17 protein-coding genes are annotated in these 21,500 nt (G+C 68.2%); 6 read left to right on the top strand and 11 right to left on the bottom strand.

Annotated elements, in window-relative coordinates; translation table 11 throughout:
* Positions 1-44: 44 nt before the first annotated feature.
* From AB0F17_RS54065 to AB0F17_RS54075, 3 genes are all read right to left on the bottom strand, one after another.
* Complete coding sequence (locus AB0F17_RS54065) at positions 45-1,355, bottom strand: lanthionine synthetase C family protein (protein ID WP_358041134.1); 1,311 nt, start codon at positions 1,353-1,355, stop codon at positions 45-47.
* Positions 1,352-4,264, bottom strand: coding sequence for a lantibiotic dehydratase (locus tag AB0F17_RS54070; RefSeq protein ID WP_358041137.1), 2,913 nt, complete (start codon positions 4,262-4,264; stop codon positions 1,352-1,354). Before AB0F17_RS54070 ends, AB0F17_RS54065 begins: the two co-directional genes overlap by 4 nt.
* A gap of 100 nt (positions 4,265-4,364) precedes the next feature.
* A complete protein-coding gene (locus tag AB0F17_RS54075) occupies positions 4,365-4,496 on the bottom strand; it encodes a hypothetical protein (RefSeq protein WP_358041140.1) in 132 nt (43 codons plus the stop codon).
* Positions 4,497-4,987: 491 nt separating this feature from the next.
* Here AB0F17_RS54075 and AB0F17_RS54080 point away from each other — a divergent pair, with 491 nt between their 5' ends.
* A complete protein-coding gene (locus AB0F17_RS54080) occupies positions 4,988-6,520 on the top strand; it encodes a hypothetical protein (RefSeq protein ID WP_358041143.1) in 1,533 nt (510 codons plus the stop codon).
* Here the strand turns inward: AB0F17_RS54080 and AB0F17_RS54085 are convergent.
* From AB0F17_RS54085 to fxlM, 4 genes are all read right to left on the bottom strand, one after another.
* Complete coding sequence (locus tag AB0F17_RS54085; protein ID WP_358041146.1) at positions 6,460-6,813, bottom strand: hypothetical protein; 354 nt, start codon at positions 6,811-6,813, stop codon at positions 6,460-6,462. The genes AB0F17_RS54080 and AB0F17_RS54085 overlap by 61 nt on opposite strands.
* 69 nt (positions 6,814-6,882) lie before the next feature.
* Positions 6,883-10,410 carry a DNA polymerase III subunit alpha gene (gene dnaE, locus AB0F17_RS54090; protein WP_358041149.1) on the bottom strand — a complete coding sequence of 1,176 codons (3,528 nt, stop codon included), beginning with the start codon at positions 10,408-10,410 and terminating at the stop codon, positions 6,883-6,885.
* Positions 10,411-10,471: 61 nt separating this feature from the next.
* Positions 10,472-10,693 (bottom strand): hypothetical protein, encoded by a 222-nt coding sequence (locus AB0F17_RS54095; RefSeq protein ID WP_358041150.1) that lies wholly within the window; start codon positions 10,691-10,693, stop codon positions 10,472-10,474.
* A 117-nt stretch (positions 10,694-10,810) separates the two neighbouring features.
* Positions 10,811-12,037 (bottom strand): methyltransferase, FxLD system, encoded by a 1,227-nt coding sequence (gene fxlM, locus AB0F17_RS54100; RefSeq protein ID WP_358041153.1) that lies wholly within the window; start codon positions 12,035-12,037, stop codon positions 10,811-10,813.
* A 109-nt stretch (positions 12,038-12,146) separates the two neighbouring features.
* Between fxlM and AB0F17_RS54105 the strand changes: the two genes are divergently transcribed.
* Positions 12,147-12,536 carry an ABC transporter substrate-binding protein gene (locus AB0F17_RS54105; protein WP_358041156.1) on the top strand — a complete coding sequence of 130 codons (390 nt, stop codon included), beginning with the start codon at positions 12,147-12,149 and terminating at the stop codon, positions 12,534-12,536.
* Positions 12,537-13,148: 612 nt separating this feature from the next.
* On the opposite strand, the gene AB0F17_RS54110 is transcribed toward AB0F17_RS54105, so the two are convergent.
* From AB0F17_RS54110 to AB0F17_RS54125, 4 genes are all read right to left on the bottom strand, one after another.
* A complete protein-coding gene (locus tag AB0F17_RS54110; RefSeq protein WP_358041158.1) occupies positions 13,149-13,496 on the bottom strand; it encodes a hypothetical protein in 348 nt (115 codons plus the stop codon).
* A complete protein-coding gene (locus tag AB0F17_RS54115; protein ID WP_358041161.1) occupies positions 13,453-14,871 on the bottom strand; it encodes a UDP-glucose/GDP-mannose dehydrogenase family protein in 1,419 nt (472 codons plus the stop codon). The genes AB0F17_RS54110 and AB0F17_RS54115 overlap by 44 nt, the downstream gene beginning before the upstream one ends.
* An 88-nt stretch (positions 14,872-14,959) precedes the next feature.
* A complete protein-coding gene (locus AB0F17_RS54120) occupies positions 14,960-16,207 on the bottom strand; it encodes a hypothetical protein (protein WP_358041164.1) in 1,248 nt (415 codons plus the stop codon).
* Between the two features lie 37 nt (positions 16,208-16,244).
* A complete protein-coding gene (locus tag AB0F17_RS54125; protein WP_358041167.1) occupies positions 16,245-16,736 on the bottom strand; it encodes an NUDIX domain-containing protein in 492 nt (163 codons plus the stop codon).
* 251 nt (positions 16,737-16,987) lie between these two features.
* On the opposite strand from AB0F17_RS54125, the gene AB0F17_RS54130 reads away from it, so the two are divergent.
* The 4 genes from AB0F17_RS54130 to AB0F17_RS54145 all read left to right on the top strand — a co-directional run bounded on the left by AB0F17_RS54130 (position 16,988) and on the right by AB0F17_RS54145 (position 21,260).
* Entirely contained in the window at positions 16,988-18,298 is a 1,311-nt protein-coding gene (locus AB0F17_RS54130; protein WP_358041170.1) for a hypothetical protein, read from the top strand.
* A 396-nt stretch (positions 18,299-18,694) separates the two neighbouring features.
* Positions 18,695-19,771 carry an MBL fold metallo-hydrolase gene (locus AB0F17_RS54135; protein ID WP_358041173.1) on the top strand — a complete coding sequence of 359 codons (1,077 nt, stop codon included), beginning with the start codon at positions 18,695-18,697 and terminating at the stop codon, positions 19,769-19,771.
* Positions 19,772-19,983: 212 nt separating this feature from the next.
* Positions 19,984-20,817: an IS5 family transposase gene (locus tag AB0F17_RS54140; protein ID WP_358041176.1), complete on the top strand. Its 834-nt coding sequence runs from the start codon at positions 19,984-19,986 to the stop codon at positions 20,815-20,817.
* Positions 20,814-21,260, top strand: a complete 447-nt coding sequence (locus tag AB0F17_RS54145; protein ID WP_358041179.1) for a hypothetical protein — start codon at positions 20,814-20,816, stop codon at positions 21,258-21,260. Before AB0F17_RS54140 ends, AB0F17_RS54145 begins: the two co-directional genes overlap by 4 nt.
* Positions 21,261-21,500 lie beyond the last annotated feature (240 nt).

Here is a 21,500-nt window from a genome sequence, read left to right on the forward strand (position 1 = left end):
GTTGAGGTGCGGATCGGATGGGTGAGGGCTGCAGAGGGCTGCAGTCACGACAGCAGCAGGACGGCATCCCACCGGGTCGTAACGGCCGGGGCGGCCACCTCGCCGAGATCGGCGAGGACCAGGGCGAGACCAGCCGCACCGATCAACAGGCCCGGCTGGTCGGATTCGACGCCTTTGTCGGAGTGCCGCCACCCGAACCGGAGCCCGGGGTCGAATTCCGCCATGACCCTCTCGGCCGCCCGCCCCGCCGTGACCTCGCTGTCCCGGATGGCGCTTTGGGCGACCCCAGCGGCTCCATGGCACAGCGTGGGTCCCTCGGTGTCCCACGGCCGGTCGGCCAGAGAATCGAGGGCTGTGTGGCCCACTGCGCTGATCGTCTCATCGCCGATGGCCTCGCCGGCGCCGATGAGGACCTGGCCGATCCCGGCCGCGCCGTAACACCAGGCGTCCCGCCGTCCGCGTGTGCTGACAACCCGCATGTCTCCGGCGAGGTTGTCCGCGGTGACCTGCGGCGGCCAGTTATCGCCGGAGCGCCAGCGCAGCAGCCACCCGGCGGCGGCCCTGATCGCCTCATGTTGCCTGTCCTGGGTCAGCCCGGCGCGCTCGCAAGCCGTCAGGAACGCCAGCGGGCCCGCGATGCCGTGCGCGACCCCGGTGTTGGCTCCGTCGGTGTTGTGCGGGTCGGCGATCGCGGCCGGGTGTTGCGGAGGGGGCCGCCACCAGCCGGGACGGGGACCGTCACAGATGAGCATCATGTCCAGGAGGGTGTCGCGGGCCACCTCTAGGCCAGGGACGGCGTCGCGGTGCCCGGCGGCGTCGGCGGCGAGAAGCACCCGGCCGATCCCGGCGAGGCCGTTGATCACGTCGAAGGTGTGCCAGTGAGCGCCCGTGCCGCCGGCCGCGACGTGGTTACGGTGCAACTCCGCGATGTGCAGGGCGCGCTCGGACAGCCAGCGGACCCCGCGCGTGATCGCTTCACGGTAGCGGCCGGGGTCGGGCAGGTACCCTGCCCCAATGATCATCGACGCGGCGACGGCGCCGGGGCCACCGTAGATGCCGTAGATGCCGCTGCCCGAAGCGGTGACCAGCCGCACCGCCTCGCCCCAATGCCGCCCTGCGGCATCGGCGAACGCGGAGTCGACCGCTGACAGGCGGGCATGCAGCAGCGCGGTACCCGCCAGACCGCTGGACAACGACGAGCAGATCAGAGGGAGAACTCTGGCGTCGGCGACCACGTCGCAGACGGCGAAGGGGTCCAGGAGCCGCTCAGCGACGGTCAGAGCCTGCGCGGCGGCGCGGCCAGCGGTGGCGGGGCCAGCGGTGGCGGGGTCTACCGGGACACCAGTGGTGATCATGATGTTCTCCTGTCGGTAGTGCCGGGGTGGAGTCGTGCGGCGCGCAGCAGGTCTGTGGCCAGGAACCGGACCATGGCCTCATCGAACACACCGGGAACCATCCGGTTGCAGTGCAGGTGAACCAGGTCGGAGGCACAGCCGGTGCGCCGATGCGGCGGCAGCGTCTGCCGGTAGGCGCGCAACGCCGTGGTCCTGTCGATCCACGCGGCCCGTCCGCCGCCGCCGATGAGGTCCGGGACCGCGCCGGGAACGCCGGGGGTGTCGGCGGCGCGGACCCTCGCACGTAGCGCGTCCGCGCGGCGGTGCTCGTCCCGGTCGAGCCGCCCACCGGCCAGGGCAGCCACAGCGCCGTCGGCCATGTGCCGGGCGATGGCGGCGGCGGACACGGCGGCGGCAACCAGTCGGCCGTCCTCGTCTGGACGCGGATGCTCGAGCGTGGCCAGGACCAGGGCGCTGTCGGCGCAGAACACCTCTTCGGCGGCGTCGATCGATCCGAGCCCGCCGTACCTCTCGATCTCCTGCTCGTACGGCTCCACCGTGAACCCGCCCGACAGCCGCTGCCGGTGCAGGTCCTGCCCCCACTGCCTCAGCGCGGACAGCAGGGTGCCGCCCAACTCGCTGGGACGCCCGTGGAAGCGGATCCGCAGATGCGAGCCGTGTGACTGGTCGTGGAAACGCAGCCAGAACCAACGGTCGAAGCAGTGCGCCAACCGGCCGGTCAGCGCGCCCAGACTCGCCAGGACCGTGTCCTGGCAGTGGGCGGGGGCGCGCACCGCCAGCGACAGCCACGGCCCGCCAGGCAGATACAGTCCGGCACCGGGCGGCCGGACCGCCGTGACCGCACCGGGGGCCGGGGGCGCGGCCGGTTCCGCCCGGCGACGCAGAGACACCACCACCTCCAGCACGTGCCGCCCTGCCGGGCCACAGGCCACCGCCTGCACGGCGTCGCAGCCGCCGAGCGGTTCGGTGACCGCGCTCACGCCTCGCCCGATGTGGCGGCGCAGCAGTTCCCGGTCATGGCGGTGGGTCAACTCCAACGGCAGACGCCGATCCAGGTACTCGGTCACCACCGTCGGCGGCGGAGCCGGCACCGTGGTGGCCCGCCACGTGTCCAGGGCGTCTGGCCACGTCTTGCGGGAGGCGGCCGCGCCGACCAGCCAGGGGGGCAGCACCCACCGGGCGGGGGCGAGCAGCGTGCGGCCGAACCACACCGCGGGCTGCCACGGCCCATGCCCGGCCTCCCCCCACGACCAGGGGTGCCAAAGCCGTTCGCCGCCGTGGCCGACCAGGCGCAGGAACTGCGCCAGCGGCGGAAGCAACTCCGGGGAGATCCGCGAGTACAGCACCGGGACGATCTGACGGCCGCCGCTGGCCGACCGCAGCACCAGGTGCCGGCCGTTGGAGCCGAGCAGCAGGTCGTCAAGGCCGATGTCGCCGGTTCGTGGCGGCACCCCGACGGGGATCCGATACGCGGCGAACCCGGTCTCCGGCGCGACCGATTCAGCGGTGTGGCTGCGGGGCAGCGCCACAATCTCCGCGACCGCGACCGTGTCGCAGCCGCCCGGCACAGCCGTCGTGCCGGTCGCGCCGGGGAGTAAAGCCGCGAACCGTCCGGTCGTCGCCCCCGCGTCCTGGGAGCCGCCGTAGGGGCACACCGCCAGGAACAGGCGGCCCGCAGCCGCGTCCGGCCCGGTCGCGGCGAGCACCCGGACACAGACCTCAGCGGTGTGAGGCGGCGTGCCGCCGGTCCCGGCGCACAGCTCCTCCACCGTGCGCCGGTCCAGGACGACCTTCGAGCGGCCCGAGGTGAGGGCGTCGGCCACCAGGCGGCTCAGCACGGCGGTGCGCTCCGCACGGGGCGCGGGCTCGGCGGTGGTGAGCGCGTGCGGGGGCAGGCCCAGGCCGATGACCGGGTCGGTGACCTCACGCAGCGGCACGAGACGGTGCAGGCCGTACCGCTCGCGGAACGCCTGATGGTAGACCGACAGAGGAGTCGCCCCCCAGCCGATCCGCCACAGCAACCCGACCGCGTCGGCGGCGGCCCGCCCGAGGGACTGCGGGAGGGTGACCACGGCGTCGGCCACGGTGTCCGCCCGCAGCGGCCGCTCAGCCCAGGCCAGCTCATCGGCCATGTCCCGGGCCTCGCACAGCAGCGGAGCCCGATCGAGGGCACCAGGGGGGTGCCGGTCAGCGTCGGCGAGCAGGGCCCGCAGCCGAAGCAGACCCGGCCGGGCCGGAGCATCCGCCGGTAGTTTGCCCAGCAGATGCCCGAGCGGATCATCGCGCACGTCCTCGGGCAGCAGGTCATGCAAGAGAACTCCGGCGCGGATCATGCTGGTCACCACGCCGGTCACCGTGGCGGGGGCGACGCCGGGCCACCGCTGTTCGACGCGTTCGATCGTCTCCCGGGCGGGAGCTCCGCCCTGGCAGGACTCCGCCAGCAGCTCCGCAGCCGGCGTGGCGCGGACGCTGACCGGGCGGGGGCCGGCTCCCTGCTGCCCCCGGCGTTCGCTCTCGTACCGGTCGCCGCGCCGCGCCAGGGTGGGACTGGTGGTGAGAGTCAGTCCCGCCAGGACCTCGGGGTCGTCCATGAGCTGGTCGGCCAGGGCATGCAGCCACGCCGGGGACGGCGTCGTGACGGCCCGGTGACCGGTGCCCACCCGCAGGTCCGCCGCCTGAGCGGCGAAAGACGCCACGGCCACTCCGGCGAACACTCCGTGCGGCGTTGCGCGGGCATGCGAGCGGATCGCGTAACCGCGCCCCGTCGGGTCCGCCCCAGGATCGCCGACTGTGTGGCGGGTGGCGAGAAAGATCCCCTCCGCCAGGAGCGGATCATCTGCTGGGCCGTCAGCTGAGCGCAACGCGATCCGGGCCAGCGCCGTCGGCTGAGGGATGAACAGTCGGACCACAGCACGTCCCTTCCTGCACGCACAACCACACGAAAACGGGGAGAGCCCCGTCACCGGGGGCCTAGCAGGCGCCCCGGTGACGGGCAGTCAGACCAGGCGGCTAGTACGCGCAGTTGGGCGTCGTGCCGCAGCCGTTGTCGGTGGTCATTTCCTGCGGCCTGTCGGCCTCACCGACGCGGGGATCGATGTCGAACACATTCGCGATCTCCGTGTCCGTCAGCGCAGCAACCATGGAACGCACCTCCAGCAGTGGCGGGACAGCCGATCGGCTGATCGGCTGGGCAGCACTTCCAGAGGCTCCACAAAGCTCTGGAAGTGCTTGTTCGTTACCGCCTGGCAGTTGCTGCCAGGCGGTCTCCTCGTTCAGCGAAGCGCTCACTCAAACGCAAGCGAACGGGAGCTATGAAGGGTCACTCGGCGCGGCGTGCCGCGACCCGCGTCAACTGTCCTGACATGAACCCCAGCGGCTTCGCCATGTGACCTTCTCGCAACGGCGCGCACTCTGCCGGGCATGGTCGAGCGTGGTGCCGATCAGATCCGACCGGTTCACCAGCGCCAGCTCGGCCCGCACGGGCGACCCGCTTGTCGTGGCTCATTGGCTGCTCCTTCCCTAGCCAGGGACGGCGCGTGGGGGGCTGATCACACGATGAGCCGCAGGAGTACATCCCGCTAGGGGAAGCCGCGGTGCGATGGGTGCGGTTAGACGTCGAGTTGGTGCGCTTAGTGCGCTTTATCGTCGAGACGCTGCTGCGCCGCGTACATTCAAGGTCCAGCCCGCCTGTGCTTCGCCACCACCGCCGATTGCTGTTGGAAGGCCACTACATGGCACGCCCCGCCGCCGCTGACCGTCGGCCCCTTGTGCCGAACGAGTCGCTCAAACTGTTGCTCGACGAAGTCGGATGGCGCCCCGAGACCCTTGCTCGGAAAGTCAACGCAGCTCTCCAACAACGTCGCAAGAGTCGCCGCGTCCACGAAAAGACGCCCTACCGATGGTTGCGTGGCGAGATCCCACACCCTCCAGTCCCCGACATCGTGGTAGATCTGCTGATCGACGCCCTCAGGCAACCGGTGCGCTTCGACATGGTGTGGCCCGAAGCAACCCACCCCTGCCCGACGTGGCTGTGGCCCGATGAGGACCCTGACGTACCGTGGGACCACATGGGGCTGCAGAAGCTGCTGGGAGAGTGGTCGCTGAGCATGCTGACACGACGCACATTCCTGACCTTGACCGGCACCGCGCTGACCGGCCCCGCCTGGCAATTGCTGGACGCCCCCACCCCTATCCCAGCACGGACCGGAAAGGGCACCCAAGTCCCGCCCCCGTTGATGGCGCTCATCGAGACCATGGTGGTCAACGCCCAACAACTCGACGAGCGACACGGCAGCGCCGCCGCCGACTTCGTCGCCAGCCAGTTCGCCATGGTGAACCGCCTTGTACGAAACAGCACCTACGACGGCGAGACCGGGCAGCGCCTATGCGCGGCACTTGCCCAACTCGCCCAAACCTCCGGCTGGATGGCCCAAGAAGCCGAGCAGGACGGTCGTGCGCAACGCTGGTACAGGATCGGCGAGCTCGCCGCTCACTGCGCAGGCGACCATGGCCTCACCGCCAGCATCATGGCGTTGATGAGTAACCATGCGACCACGCTCGGCCAGCACCATGACGCGCTCCAACTCGCTGCGGCCGCCACCGAAGCAGCAGACCAGGCCCCCGCTGCTGTGCAAGCGCTCATCGCCGCCCGCAGCTCTCTGGCGCACGCAGGCGCGGGCGATCTCCCTGGGGTCCAGCGTGCCCGTGACCATGCGGCAGAGCTGGCCGAAATCGCTGACCAGCATCCTGATCAGCGACCGACCTGGGCCGGGTACGTCACCCGGACCGAACTGGATGCCATCACTGGGCGCGCCCTCGTCATGCTCGCGCGCCACATCCCCGGCCGCCGCCGGAAGCTCCTGATTCGCGACGCCGAAACGCTCTTGCTCGAGCGTGCCTTAGACCCGTCCGAGGCCCACCAACGGTCAGCGCTACGCCACGGCGCCTATCTCAGCCTTGCCCACTGCCAGGCCGGCGACCTTGATCAAGCCGTGTACACAGGTCATCTCGCGCTACAACGGCTACCTATGGTCACCTCAGCCCGCTGCCTTGCCCTGCTGGCCGAACTCCGCAGTGACCTGGCGCCTCACGCCCAGCGATCCCGTCAGGTGCGGACTCTGATCAGCGAGTTGGATGCACAGGTGCCCCGCTCTCCCGGGCGCTGAACCTGCTCGAGCTGCTGCTCAGCCGCTATGACCTGTTCCTGCTCGACGAGCCGGCCAACGACCTCGACCTCGACGGGCTCGACCGGCTGGAGGGCTTTGTCCACGGCCTGCGGGCCGGCACGGTGGTGGTCAGCCACGACCGGGAGTTCCTGGCCAGGACCGTCACCAAGGTGCTGGAGCCCGATCTGGCCCAGCAGCAGATCCGGCTGTACGGAGGCGGCGATCTGGGAGCTCCCCATATGGAAGAGCTGCGTACGACGGTGGGAGCCGCCGCGATCATCGTCTCCTGTCACGTGCCCGGCGGTATCGACCGCCACCGGCTGTTACGAGCTGATCGTGCACGCCTACGGGCGTGGCGCCGCTCACAAACTGATTGCCTCCGGGCCCAGCAATGCCTTCACATCGCCAGCGAAGGACGGATCCGCCCTGACCGGGTAGTCCGGCACCGCGCACACCACGGTCTTTCCCGTCGGCCGGCGCACGTTGATCCGCAGGGGCACGGTGCCCTGGTGCGTCTTGAGGATGTTCCGCAGATCCTCCAGCAGGGCCGCGGTGATGCGCTCCTCCCGCAACGTGAGCGTGATCGGGTGGCCGGTGTCGCTGGAGACGCCGGAGACATCGATCGGGGTCAGGTCGTTGGCGAAGATTGAGATGGCCTCGTCCCGGATATTGACCATTCCGCTGACCGACACGACGGCGTCTTCCCGCAGTTCCGGCGCGTACAGCTCGTAGTTCTTAGGGAAGAACAGGCATTCGACAGCACTGTCCATGTCCTCGACAACGAGGATCGCCCACACGTTTCCGGCTTTGTTGACTCTCTTGTCGACCTTGGTGATGAGCCCGCACACCTTGGTATCGGTGCGGTCTTGGCCGTTTTCGAGGAGGTCGGCGATCGTGGTGCTTCGGTTGCGGGCCAGGAGACGTTCGGCGCCGGCCAGCGGATGGTCGGACACGTACAGTCCGAGCATCTCCCGCTCGAACTGCAACAGGGTCTTCTTGTCCCACTCGCCCGCCGGGACCTGCACGTCGAACGTCAGGTCTTCGCCGCCGTCGGCCCCGCCGAACAGGGAGTCCTGGCCGATGGCCTCGTTCTTCTTGATATCGATGATGTCGTCGACGGCCTGCTCGTGCACCATGACCAGCCCCTTGCGCACGTGCCCGAGCGAGTCGAACGCCCCCGCCTTGACCAGCGACTCGATCACCCGCTTGTTGCAGACGATCGCGGGCACCTTGCGCAGGAAGTCCTTGAAGTCGGCGAAGCGGCCCTTTTCCTTGCGCGCGGCGATGATGCCGTCGACGACGTTGCCGCCCACGTTGCGGACTGCTGACAGGCCGAAGCGGATGTCGGTGCCGCGCGGGGTGAAGTCGAAGTCGGAGTCGTTGACGTCCGGCGGGAACACCTTGATGCCCATGCGCCGGCACTCGTTGAGGTAGAGGGCCGACTTGTCCTTGTCGTCCTTCACCGAGGACAGCAGCGCCGCCATGTAGGCGGCCGGGTGGTTGGCCTTGAGGTAGGCGGTCCAGTAGGCGATGAGGCCATAGGCAGCGGTGTGGGCCTTGTTGAAGGCGTAGTCGGAGAACGGCAGCAGGATGTCCCACAGCGCCTTGATCGCCTCGGCCGAGAAGCCGTTGTCCAGCATGCCGCGCTCGAAGGTCTCGAACTGCTTGTCCAGCTCGGACTTCTTCTTCTTGCCCATCGCGCGCCGCAGCAGGTCGGCCCGTCCGAGCGAGAACCCGGCGACCTTCTGAGCGATGGCCATGACCTGCTCCTGATAGACGATCAGGCCGTAGGTCGTGTCGAGGATCTCCTTCAGCGGCTCCAGGAGTTCCGGGTGGATCGGCGTGATGTCCTGCTGGCCGGTCTTGCGCAGCGCGTAGTTGGTGTGCGAGTTGGCGCCCATCGGGCCCGGCCGGTAGAGCGCCAGGGCGGCGGAGATGTCCTCGAAGTTGTCGGGGCGCATCAGCCGCAGCAGCGACCGCATGCCGCCGCCGTCGAGCTGGAAGACGCCGAGCGTGTCGCCCCTGCCGAGCAGTTCGTAACTCGCGCGATCGTCGAGCGGCAGCTTGAGCAGCTCGATATCCTCACCCGTGGTCGCCTCGATCATTTTCAGGCAGTCGTCCATGATCGTGAGGTTGCGCAGGCCGAGGAAGTCCATCTTCAGCAGGCCGAGCGACTCGCAGGTCGGATAGTCGAACTGCGTGATGATCGCGCCGTCGGAGTTGCGGCGCATGATCGGGATGTAGTCGGTCAGCACCTCCGACGACATGATGACGCCGGCGGCGTGCACGCCGGTCTGCCTGATCAGGCCCTCCAGCCCCTTCCCAAGGTCCATCATCGCCTTGACGTCGGGGTTTTCCGCATACAGGCTGCGCAGCTCGCCCGCCTCGCCGTAGCGGGGGTGATCCTCGTCGAAGATGCCGGACAGCGGAATGTCCTTGCCCATGACGGCGGGTGGGAACGCCTTGGACACCTTGTCGCCCAGCGCGTATGGATAGCCGAGAACGCGGCCGGCGTCCTTGATGGCGGCCTTCGCCTTGATGGTGCCGAACGTAGCGATCATGGAGACCTTGTCGGCGCCCCACTTCTCGGTCACGTAGCGGATCACGTCGGCTCGCCTGCGGTCGTCGAAGTCGATGTCGACGTCGGGCATGGAGACGCGCTCGGGGTTGAGGAACCGCTCGAAGATCAGGCCGTGCGCCAACGGGTCGAGGTCGGTGATGCCCATCGCGTACGCCACCAGCGACCCGGCTGCGGAGCCGCGGCCCGGCCCGACCTTGATACCGTTGTCCTTGGCCCACATGATGAAGTCGGCGACCACCAGGAAGTAGCTGGGGAAGCCCATCTGCTCGATGATCCCCATCTCGTATTCCGCCTGTTTGCGGTGTTCCTCGTCGTAGCCCTCCGGCCAGCGGCGATCCATGCCCTCCCACACCGCCGCACGGAAGAACTCGCTCTCGGTCATCCCCTCGGGGATCGGGTAGGTCGGCATCAGGTTCTTGAACTCGAAGAATCCCGCCGGGTCGACCTTCTCGGCCACCAGCAGCGTGTTGCGACAGCCCTCGGCCCACAGCTCGGAGGAGTCGATGGCGCGCATCTCCTGCGCCGACTTGATGTAGTAGCCGCTGCCGTCGAACCGGAACCGGTCGGGGTCGGACAGCTGCTTACCCGTCTGGATGCACAGCAGCGCGTCGTGGGAAGCGGCGTCGGACTCGTAGGTGTAGTGGGAGTCGTTGGTGACCAGCGGCGGGATGGCAAGGTCTTTGCTGATGCGGGTCAGCCCTTCGCGGACCCGCCGCTCGATGTCGAGGCCATGGTCCATGATCTCCAGGTAGAAGTTGTCTCGGCCGAAGATCTCCTGGTATTTCGCCGCCGCCGCCAGCGCCTGATCGTATTGCCCGAGCCTGAGCCTGGTCTGCACCTCGCCCGACGGGCAGCCGGTCGTCGCCATCAGCCCGTCGGCGTGCTCGGCGATGAGCTCGGCGTCCATCCGGGCCCACTTGCGGACGAATCCCTCGGTGTAGGCGCGGGAGGACAGCCGCATCAGGTTGTGCAAGCCCGTCTTGTTACGCGCCCACATCGTCATGTGCGTGTAGAAGCCCCCTGCGGAGACGTCGTCGGGCTTCTGGTGGGGCTCACCCCACAGCACGGGCTTCTTGTTGTACCGCGATTCAGGCGCGACGTACGCTTCGATGCCGATCACGGGCTTGACGCCGGCGGCCGTCGCCTGCCGGTAGAAGTCGTAGGCGCCGTGCATGTTGCCGTGGTCAGACATGGCCACGGCGGGCATGCCCTGCCGCTGCACCTCAGCGATCAGTGTTCCGTTCTTCGCAGCCCCGTCCAACATCGAATATTCGGTATGAACGTGCAGGTGAACGAAGGTGTCGGCCACGGCATTGGCTCCTTGTGGACTCGTGCGTACCCGCAGGCTTGAACCCTACTAGCGCGGGGAGTCAGAAGACCTGGGCATCACCCACACTGGGTCCAGGCCGGTGCTCGGCCTGGACGATGCCAGCGTCCGTCATCGGGTCGCTGCTGGTGCGCAGGCTCGGCGGCGCGCCGCCGAGCTCGTCCGGCCGGGCGCAGAACCCGCCGTTCCAGCACCAGGCTCCACGTCGGCCGGTGGCGTGGCAGCCACGAGACGAGGCTGATTGACGGAGGCTTGTTCGCGTCACAGACGCCGACAGTACGATCTGGTCAACTCTTCAATCGCGGGAAAGGTGAACCGTCCGGAAATGTCCCCGGAGGGCGAGCCGCACCCCGGCAGGAGCCGTCCTGCATCCACGCGTTGGTCAGTGCCAGGTCATGACCAGTTGCGTGAGACGTTTGCGGAAGATGCGGCCCACGGCAGGCGCTGGCGGGGCAGCGTCGGCGGAGTGGAGGGTGAACGTGGGCAGGGGGTGATCTCGCCAGTGGCGGTCCCAGGTCTGCACATGGTCGTAAAGTCGGTGGGCGAGTTCGGCACCAGCGCGGCCGTATCCGCAGGTGCCGAATTCCCAGCGCTGTTCAGCGGCCTCGCCGTTGCGCGGGGTCCGGATGGTGAGGTAGGCGAAGCTGTCGCGGGTGATGAGCATGGGGCAGTACCACCGCATGGCAGGCCGGGGAATGCCGCAGTCGCGGTCCGGGTCCTGCCAGAACATGCCGAATCGGTCGTCCACGGTCGCGATCCACAGGTGCATGGAGTCGAACGGCTCCCCCCGACCGGCCGTGACGCCGGTCCACAACTCGGTGCGATCGCCGGCCAGCGCCTGTTCGAGGCCGGCGACATCGAGCGGTGAACCGTTTTCCAGCGTCAGCCGGACGGCTCCGTTCGCGAGGACGGGCTCTTGATCAGGGAGCTTGCCAGCTCCTTGGACGGGTACGAAGCCGCACACCGTGGGGTTCAGCCCGAGAAAGTGGTCGCCGTCGCGAACGAAGGTGAAGGACCGGCTGATCGTGGAAAAGCGCAGCGGCACGATCATCCGGCCGCCCGGGGCCAGGAGATGTCCCCAGGGCACGTCATAGACGCCGACGGTGACAATGATGGCGTCGAAGCCGCCTTGTGGCGTGTGTTCATCGGCGGCATGCTCGGCATCGCCGAGGACGACCTTGACATGGGCGTAGCCGGTCTCGGCGAGGAAGCGGGCGGCCCGTTCGGTGACGAACGAATCGATGTCGACGGTCACCACCAGCCCATCGGGGCCGACGATCTCGGCGAGGAGGGCGGCGTTATAACCACCACTTCCAATCTCCAAGACCTTCGCGCCCGGGCGGAGGTCGGCAGCTTCGAGCATGTTGGCTTGAAGCCAGGGGGCGCTGATCGAGCTTGTCGCCCTGCCGTCCTGGCCGCGCTTGGTGACGACGGCGTCCTGGGCCGAATATGCCGCGGCGAGCGGTGCCTCGGGAGCGAACCTCTCGCGCGGCACCCTCGCGAAGGCCGCTTCGACCCATGGGGAACGGATCCAGGCGCCTTCCTTGAGTGCGGCCACCATGGTGGCTCGCAGGCGGGCGGCGTCGGGCAGCAGGGCGTCGGTGGTCACCGCAGCGAGGTTACCCATGCTGAGCGGCAGTGTCAGAGATTCGGGGTACGGGAGAGCCTGGTTCACGCTGACGCAAAGCAGTGGTATCTCTCCCACGCGGGACACCGCCTTGGCTTGGCCTCTGATCGCTTGTAATGCCGCACTGGCTGCGATCGAGGCCGACGTCTACCCGGCCGTGGGCAGCGGGCCGTACATCGCGGTCGAGCAGAAGAAGGACCAGTACGTCAAGCTCAAGGCCAACCCCGACTACTGGCTGGGCAAGCCCAAGATCGATGAGCTGCAGTTCATCTTCTACGACAACCCGCAGGCGGCGATCGCGGGCCTGAAGAAGGGCGACATCGACCTGATCGGCCGCATGACGCCGCCCGACTTCGAGTCGATCAAGGGCGACCCCAACATCGAGCAGTGGAACACGCAGGGCCCGCCGCGCCGCGTACCTGGAGATCAACCACGGCGCCACCACCACGGACGACAAGCCCGTCGGCAGCTCGCTCGGTGAAGCCAGCCACCACCGTCAGGTGCGCAGGGCAATCCCGAAACGCCGCGACCAAATCCGGGTAAGGCGCCGTCATCGCAACCGCGTCCGCAGCAGGCCGGGCAGAGCGCATGCCGCCGAAGTAGCACTCGGGCAGCACCAGCAACTCGGCCTTCTGCCGCTCGCACAACTTGATTGCCTCATGAAGGCCGCCCGCCTGCCACCCCTCTAGCTCTGACTGCAAGGCTGCAACGCGCACAGGTCACCCACTTTGCCGCTCAACACCTGTCCTCAGAGTGGGGCCAAACACACTGGTGATCAAGATGTCGAAGATCGCCAAATAGGGGCCAGGACTCGTTGGCGGAAACCAGCCAACCTACTTGCCTCACGGTGGCTTAACGGTCTTCAAGCGGCTGACCAGCTACTTCGCTTAACAACTCCAGATAAGGGTCGCATCGACAAGGTCGGCCCGCAGGTGGTCCGGCACGAGAACAACAACCTGCTCGCCCAGATGATCGCCGACCTGGAAGCCCGGCCCGCCCAAGTCGACGATCCTCGGACCCCACGGCCCTCCACGCACGCCCTAGCGTCGGGAAACATGGAGCTTCCCTACCCGAGCCTGCGTGGAGGCGGAATTCAGACTGCGGCCGCGCGACTGTTCTCGGCGCGGGCCCGCTCGTAGCCGTATGCCAGGTACTGGGACCAGTGCGCGCCAGCACTGGCGTTCGGCGAGATCCGGTCGAGCGCCACCATGCCCGCCATGATGGCCGCGCACAGCTCGTCTCGGACTTCGGGGAGTGTCGCCGTGACGGGGCCGTCCGTGCTCCAGCCCTTGGAGCGCCGGTACAGTTCGGCGGCCTCGTTCGCCTCCTCGGACACCTTGGTCACGAGCAGGAGTTCCGTGGTGGGGTCGGGCGCGTGGCTGCGGCGCTCGTCGCGCTCACGCAGGGCGCAGATCTGGGTCCACATCGTGTCCATGTCCATGTGTTTCCTCCAAGCCGTGAGTTTGGTGTGTCGGGTAGGCCGGGCGCTGAGGTTGGCGGCCGAGCTGCCAGACCTCCCACCCGGCGATGAGCCATGGGCCCGCCGCGACGGCGTTGCGAACGTCTACGAGCACCTTGCGGCGCACCAGCTCGGCCGCCTCGACGGGCAGGCCCGGATCGTGGGTGAACTCCTGCCACTCCGTGCCGATCACGACGAGGTCGGCCGCCTGCAGGGCCTGGTCGAGGGAGTCGGCGTAGATGAACTCGGGGTGCAGCTTGCGGGCCGCGTCCAGGGCTTCGGGGTCGTAGATGACCGGCACCGCGCCGTGCTCGACCAGCCCTGCTGCCAGGCGGAGTGCGGGCGAGTCACGCACGTCGGAGGTGCCGGCCTTGAACGCGGCGCCGAGGAAGGCGATCGTGTGGCCGTTGATCGGGCCGCCGTTGGCCTTCTCGACCAGTTCCACCGCGGCCTTGGCCCGGCCGGCGTTGACCTGCTCCACGGCCGTCAGCAGCCCGTGTGCGTCGTGCGCGCCGAGCTGGCCGACGCGGTGGGTGAACGCGGCCACGTCCTTGGGCAGGCAGCCGCCGCCGTAGCCGATGCCCGGCCGCATCCCGCCGTGCCCGATCCGCTTGTCGATGCCGATCCCGTAGGCGACCGTGTTGACGTCGGCGCCGGTGATCTCGCACACCTCCGCCATGGCGTTGATGAAGGAGATCTTCGTGGTCAGGAACGCGTTCGCCGCGCTCTTGAGCACCTCGGCCGTGGCCGGATCGGTGATGATCAGCTCCACGCCGCCGCGGGCGAGGATCGGCGCGTACACCTCCTCGATCGCTGCCCGCGCCTCTGGCGAGGAGAGTCCGGCCACGATCCGGTCCGGGTACAGCGAGTCCTGTACGGCGTGACCCTCGCGTAGAAACTCCGGGTTCCACACCAGGTCCACGCGTGTGGCGGGCGCGTAGTCGTTGATGATCTGCTGGAGCTGCGCCACGGTGCCGACCGTGACCGTGCTCTTGCCGACGATCGTGACGGGCCGGGGAGGTAGCAGCGGCAGGAGCGCGTCGATCGCGCCGGCTACCTGGGAGGTGTCGTAGCCGCTCCCGTCCGCCCGCAGCGGGGTGCCGACCGCGATGAAGTGCAGGTCCGCGAAGTCGGCGGCCTCGGCCAGGTCGGCGGTGAAGCGGAGCCGGCCGGTGGCGGTGTGCGCGGCGAGGAGCTCGGCGAAGCCCGCCTCGTAGAAGGGAGCGACACCGGTGGCCAGCACCTTGCACTTGTCCGGGTCCAGTTCCACACCGATCACTTCGTGGCCGAGTTCGGCCATCGCGGCGGCATGGGGAGCGCCGAGGTGGCCGCAGCCGATCACGGAAATGCGCATCATGATCCTGTTCGTCCGATTGTCGTGTGGGGCGCACAGTCATGTGCGCCCCAAGAAGCTATCCCGAACGGCAACCGCGAACCGGCACCCTTCAGGAAGTCGAGCCGACCTTGAGGTCCAGCAGCCCGCACAGCCGGGTCAGGGCAGGGATGGCGGCCTGGCGGACGATGACGTCGCCCTCGCGGGCCCCCTCGATCGGGTACTCCTTGAAGGCGCCGTTCTCCATGAGCCCCTCCGGGTCCACGAAGAAGATCTTCATGCCCTTGTCGCGGGCGCGGGCCTGGACCGCGCGCCGGTCGGCGTGCAGCCCGACCACGAGCAGCGCCTTGGCCTCATCCAGGAGCGGCACCGGCGGGATCTTCTGGTCGTAGCGCCGCACGAACGCCTCCTCCAGCCCGGCCCGTGCGGACAGGACGTCGAAGTTGTGCGTGATGACCGGGCCGACGAACACGCCGGCGTCGTGCAGCGCCTTCAGGGCGTGGTGGGCGGGCGTCGGCTCGGCGAGGAAGCACGCCTTGAACATGCGCACCAGATCGGCGGCCTTGTCCTGCGCTCCGAGCAGCATCTCCTGCACCAGCGTGTCCGTCTCCGGGGTCATGGTGAAGGCGTGCGCCTGGGTGAGCGAGTTGTCCTTGCGGGCGGTCACCCGGTAGACCTCGTGCAGGAAGTGCAGCGGCGGGATGTTCGCCTCGATGCTGGTGCCGCATCCGACCTCGACCTGGAACGGCAGGTAGTCGAGCAGCTCGGACAGGTCCGGCGCGAACGCGGGCTCGCCGCGCTGTTCCTTGACTCGGATGCCGCCCGCGAGCACGTCCCAGGGCAGGTTGCGGACGACGCGTGGAACCTCGTAGCCGTCCGAGATGAAACAGACGTCCACCGACCGGAATCCGTCCGGGGTGTCGCGGCCGGCCCGCTCGTCCTGTGGATGCTCGTCGTAGTCGGTCACGGTGAAGCGCAGGTCGCCCTTGCTCCAGTACCCGTCCGGCTTCTTGCGCCAGCCGCCGGCGCGCAGCCAGACGTCGAGGCTCTTGAGGTAGACGTCGATCTCGGCCTTGGGGGAGGTGATCGAGTGGGACAGGTACAGATCCGATAACACCAGGCGGGGGACGGGGAAAGTCCAGTCCAGCCCGTACTGGTAGCGGTAGTGGACGACGCGGCGCCGACCCTGGCTGTCGGTGTCCCAGCCGGACAGGGCGGCGTTGGCGGGTTCCTGGGTGCGGCGCCAGATGCCTTCCTCGATCGAGCGGGCCCGCTCGTGGCGGTCTCCGGCGAAGTGCTGATCCCAGGTCGTCACCTGCTGCGGGGTGAGCTGCTCGATGACGGAGTAGGGCAGAAACATGGTGGTTCCTCCTTGCGGGTGTGGGAGGTGGGGATCGCTAGATCATCATGGGCAGGCCGACGAGGAGTTCTCTCGTGGTGCCGGCCTGCAGCGCCTGCAGGCACTGCAGGATGCGGGCCAGCTCGTGGTCGATGACCAGTTCCCGGACCGTCTCCTGGTTGACCCATCGAGCCTCGACGTAGCCGCAGCCATCGGTCACGGCGACGTCCACGTCGCTGGGCAGCGGCACGTGGTAGACGAAGTTGACGCCTTCGTGGAACCGGCCGGGCCACGCCGGCGAGTGGTCGACGGCGAGCAGCGCGCCGGCGGTGACGCGCAACCCCAGCTTCTCGGCGATGAGACGGCTGAACGCCCGCCTCGGGAGCTCGTTGGCGTCTGCGGTGCCACCCGGAAGCCCCCAGCGTGACACCTCGGTCCAGTACGAGCGGCTGATGATGACGAACTCGCCGTTGCGCTCCAGCAGCGCGAGGGTACCGATGCGGCGCGGCGGCGGGTCGTTGAAGTAGTCGGGCTTTGCGGCGTCTGCCATTCGGCTTCCCCTCTGTCGGCCTTGACTGTCCGCTGGCACGAGATGTTGTCGCCAGTGGCAATTGACGCCCTGGCCAAGGACACCTACGGTCCGGGGCAAGGGCACGCCGTGCCCTTGCCTGGCGCGACAGCTAGGGAGAGAGTGAAGGTGCGAGACTCCTGAACATCCTCGCGGGAGACGCAGTGTCGCAGCCTCATGAAACTCACGTTCAACAGATCCGCGCCCGCGCGGCAGCTGGTTACGGCGAGGAGGTGCCCTCCCAACTCCTCAACGACGTTGCCCAGGACATCCACGCCTGTTGCGGTCACAGCCTGCTCAAGAGTGCCCGGCTCGCGCGAGGATGGAGCGTCCCGGAGGCGGTCACGCAGCTGGCTGCTGTCGCTGAGGCGGCAGAGCTGCCGGCTCGGGGAGTTGACGAACGGGCTTGGCGGCGCTGGGAGAACGGCAAGCAGCCTGACGCCGACTACCAGGATCGGCTGGCCCGCTTGTTCAGGACCAGCCCGGTGCAGCTTGGGTTCGCCGCCGACTACACGCCATGCTCAGGGGGTGATCGTACGAATCGCCGTGATGCTCTCCGGCTGGGCGCGGCTGCTCTCCTAGCTCCTGGGCTGCTGGCCAACGCGGAGTTCGAGGCGCGGGAGCTGACCCGTCGTAGCGAGGAAACCGACCTCGGATTGAGCAGCCTCACGCACCTGCAACGGGTGATCGCCGAGTACGGAAGGCATTACGCCCGCTACAGCGCCGACAAGCTGTGGGATTCCGCGCTGGGTGACCGCCGTCACGTCGCCGAACTGCTGCTCCGGCACCGCATGACGCTGAAGCAGCGCCGCGAACTGTACGTCTCCGCAGCCTGGCTGTCGCTGGTGCTGGCGTGGGCCGCGCACGACCGTGGGCAGGCGCGGACGGCGCTGACTTACGCCGCGGATGCCCGCCACCACGCCGATGAGGCCGACCATCCGGAGGCGGTCGCGTGGGCATGGGATGCCGAGGCGACGACGTGGCTGTACGACGACCAGCCGGACCAGGCGCTGCGCGCTGCACAGGCGGGCGCAGCATTGGCGCCGGCCGGGAGCGCCGCGCAGACACGGCTGACGGGGCAAGTGGCTCGGGCGCACGCCCGGCTGGGCCATGCCGGTCCGGCGTCGGAAACGTTGACGGTGCTGCGCGGCCTGGCGGAGCGGCACGCGCCGCACTCCGTGGGCCTGTTCAGCGCGGACGCGGTCCGGGTGTGGTCGGTGGCCGCGACCTCCTGTCTGTGGCTGGGCGACGCCGGGCAGGCCCGCACGTTCGCATCGCAAGCGATGGAGGTGTATGAGCAGAACCCCCACATCTCGCCGACGAGACGGGCGATCACCGCGCTGGACCTGGGCATCGCGTGTGCTCGGCTGGGAGACCCAGAGCAGGCAGTGGTTCATGGCTTGGAGGCGATCGCGACTCCACGCCATGCCGCAGCGATCGTGACACGCAGCGCAAGTCTCCAGGCCACGTTGGAGCGTGACTACCCTGGCGCGGCTGTGGTCGCGCGGTTCCGCCAGGAGATGGCCGAACTGCCCAGGGCGTGATCGCACATAGCGGATCCTCCCGCTCCGCCGCTTTCCGCCGGAGGCGCAGCGCGGCCCCGTAAGCAAGGAAGCTGCCAGACGCCGCCATCGGCGAGGTTTCCGCCAATCAGCAGGATGTAGCAGGCGCGAACCTCGCCCATGGTCCGAGAACTTCCTCGACTTCACCGCGTGGTCCGGTCAGGCCCAGGCAGGAGTTCGCAAAGCTCCACCAGCTTGAAGGAAAGCCTCCAAGCCAGCGGGGGATCGACCCGGGATACTCGATGCCAACGCGATGGGTAAACCCGCAGATCACTGTTGATGCGGCGCTGTCAATAATTTCCGTGTCACCTGGTACAGGTAACCGTACGTCGGGCCCCTACGCGCGAGGCCGGATTCACCGACGAGGCGGGGGCGCTGATGCACCACAACGGCCTTACCAACGAATTCGACGACATCACCGAGCGGTTGAGCGCAGCCAGCGAGGAGGAGTTGCTGGCCATCCTCGCCGAGGCCGACGCCGCCGATGAGGCGATGCACGCTCACCCGCCCCAGCTCGGCTCAGCGCGTCCCGTCGCGGCCGGCGCGATGGAGGTGACGCTGCTGGGCGCGCTGGGGCACCGGTACGGGATGCTTGCCGGGGGCGCCGGTGGGTTGCTGGTGCGGACTCGGCAGACCTGCGTGATCGTCGACCCGGGGCCCGCCGCTCTCGGTCTTCTGCTTCAACTCGCCGGTCAAGGACGGTTCGACTTCGGCGACGTCGACGCGGTGCTGGTTTCCCACTTCCACCCTGACCACTACACCGACGTCATTCCCTGCCTGGAAGGTGCGATGAGCGCCAGGGGGCGACGGGGTCGGGTACTGCTGGCCGCCAACACCACGGTGATACGGCAGTTCGCCGCGTTCTCTCCCTTCCACATGGGGCGGGTCGATGCCGTCACCCTCACCCATCCTGACGGCGAAGGCGACGGAGAGCCGATGGTGAAGCTCACCGACCTCACCGTCTATGCCACTCCGGCCCTCCACCACGAACAAGGCGACCAGACCCGGACCGCGATCGGGTTCGCCTTCGACACCCCCGGCGGCGGAATTTGGTACACCGGTGACACCAACCTCTTCGATGGACTCATCGACGCTGTTGCGGCGCTACAGCCAGAGACGGCGCTGGTGATCGCCCACGTTGGCGGCACCAACCTTCACGCCTCGCCAAAGCGGGCTGCGGCCTGCCGCTGGCATTTGCAGACCCGCGACATCCGCGTCATCGCCGCCACGCTGCGTCCGGCGTGCGCCATTGTCCAGCACTACGACGCCGCGTACGCCACGGCGCGCTACCGGATCGCTCAGGCGATCTGGCTTCAACGGCAGCTACGCGTCGGGGGTGAGCCGACCCTGATCCTGCCCGGCAGGAACGGCCTGCAACTCACCCTCGACGGGGAGCATCCACTTCACCGGGCGGTCGTCTTGAACGATCCGCCCTTGGCCCTACCGCAGCCTTAAACGCATCTCTCCTCGCGTATCTCTTCAACTCGCCATTGCGCGGTGAGGTCGTCACGGCACCCATTGTGGCAGCTCTGCTCCGTCCGGGGAGGAGGGCAGATCGTTATCTGAGAGGGCGTTCCGTGAGCATCTGTCCGTGATGTCGCAGTGTGATCGTACGGATTTGTAGCGTTACCGCCGGTCGGTGGGTTCGGATGTGCTGGGATAGCCGCGTGACTGAGCGCAAGCCATATCCCAGCGACTTAACCGACGCGCAGTGGGCGTTGCTCGAGCCAGTGCTCACGGCGTGGAAGGCCGCGCACCCGTCCGTCAGCGGCCACGAGGGCAACTACGAGTTACGCGAGATCGTCAACGCCATCCGCTACCAGGGACGGACCGGCGTCCAATGGGACTATCTCCCGCACGACCTGCCGCCCAAGAGCGCGACGTACTACTACTTTTCGAAGTGGCGCGACGACGGCACCGACAAGACGATCCACGACCTGCTGCGCTGGCACCTGCGCGAGAAGAAGAAACGATTAGCCGACCCGAGCCTGGTCGTGCTGGACACTCAGAGCGTCCACGTCGCGGCCGGGGTCCCCGCCTCCACCACCGGAAAAGATGCCGCCAAGCGCGTGCCGGGCAGAAAACGGGGCCTGGCGGTAGACGTGCTGGGCTTGGTCATCGCCGTGGTCATGCTGGCCGCCTCGGCGCATGAGAACACCGCCGGGATCGCCCTGCTGGATCGGGTTGCCGCCGGCACCGAGGGCACGGTGACCAAGGCGCTGGTCGACCAGGGATTCAAGAACGCTGTCGTCGCGCATGGCGCCGACCTGGGGATCGACGTGGAGATCGTCCAGCGTAACCCCGCGGACAAGGGGTTCGCCCCCCAGCCGAAGAGATGGGTCGTCGAGCAGACGTACGGCATCTTGATGTTCCACCGCCGTCTGGTCCGCGACTACGAGCACCTTCCGGCCAGCTCCGAATCACGGGTGTATTGGGCGATGACGGATGTGATGTCCCGACGCCTGACCCGTGGCACGGCCCCGTCATGGCGGTGGACATGACCGGACCCGACGTGTGCCAGTCCGACCCCGGCAGTTGGCTCCTGGACCGGATCGACGCCCGCGAGCACTCCCTGACCTGCCAGATCGAGCAGACCCAGGCGGAGATCGACACTCTTACCGCGCGTCTGGGCGAACTCAGCGAGGCGATCGAGCACCTGCGGATCAGCCGTAAGATCCTCATCTCCCTCGCCGAGGAGGGTCCCGTCCCGGCCGAACCGGTCGCGCCGCCGCCGGCTCTCCCCGATCACCCCGCCTACCAGCAGATTCTCACCGTCTTCGGCGAGGCCGACGGCTCCCTGCGGGCCCGTGACCTGGCCCTGGCCATGGACCTGCCCCTGATGCAGAACAACATCCAGAACGTCCGCGCCAAGCTCAAACGCCTGGCCAGCCGCGGCATCCTCGTCGAGACCGAACCGGGATTGTTCACCCAGCCGCGCCCATAGCCCGATCGGGGAGCCTTCGAACAGCCGACCTATCCCAACGCCAACGACGAAAGGGACATCAGCTCGCGGAACGCACTCTGAGGTCGTCGTGAGGTGTCAGACACGTAAGGCATGTGGGGGTGGTGCGCACGTGGCTTACGGATATCCAGGGGTTTTCTGTCACGTCGGCCACGTAAGGGACGTGCCGTGCTCCAGACTCCGCCCTGAACAAACGATGGAAGCGTACGCAGCGCAACAGTC

The organism is Nonomuraea sp. NPDC026600, assembly GCF_040638335.1.
In the GTDB taxonomy this organism is placed as follows: Bacteria; Actinomycetota; Actinomycetes; order Streptosporangiales; family Streptosporangiaceae; genus Nonomuraea.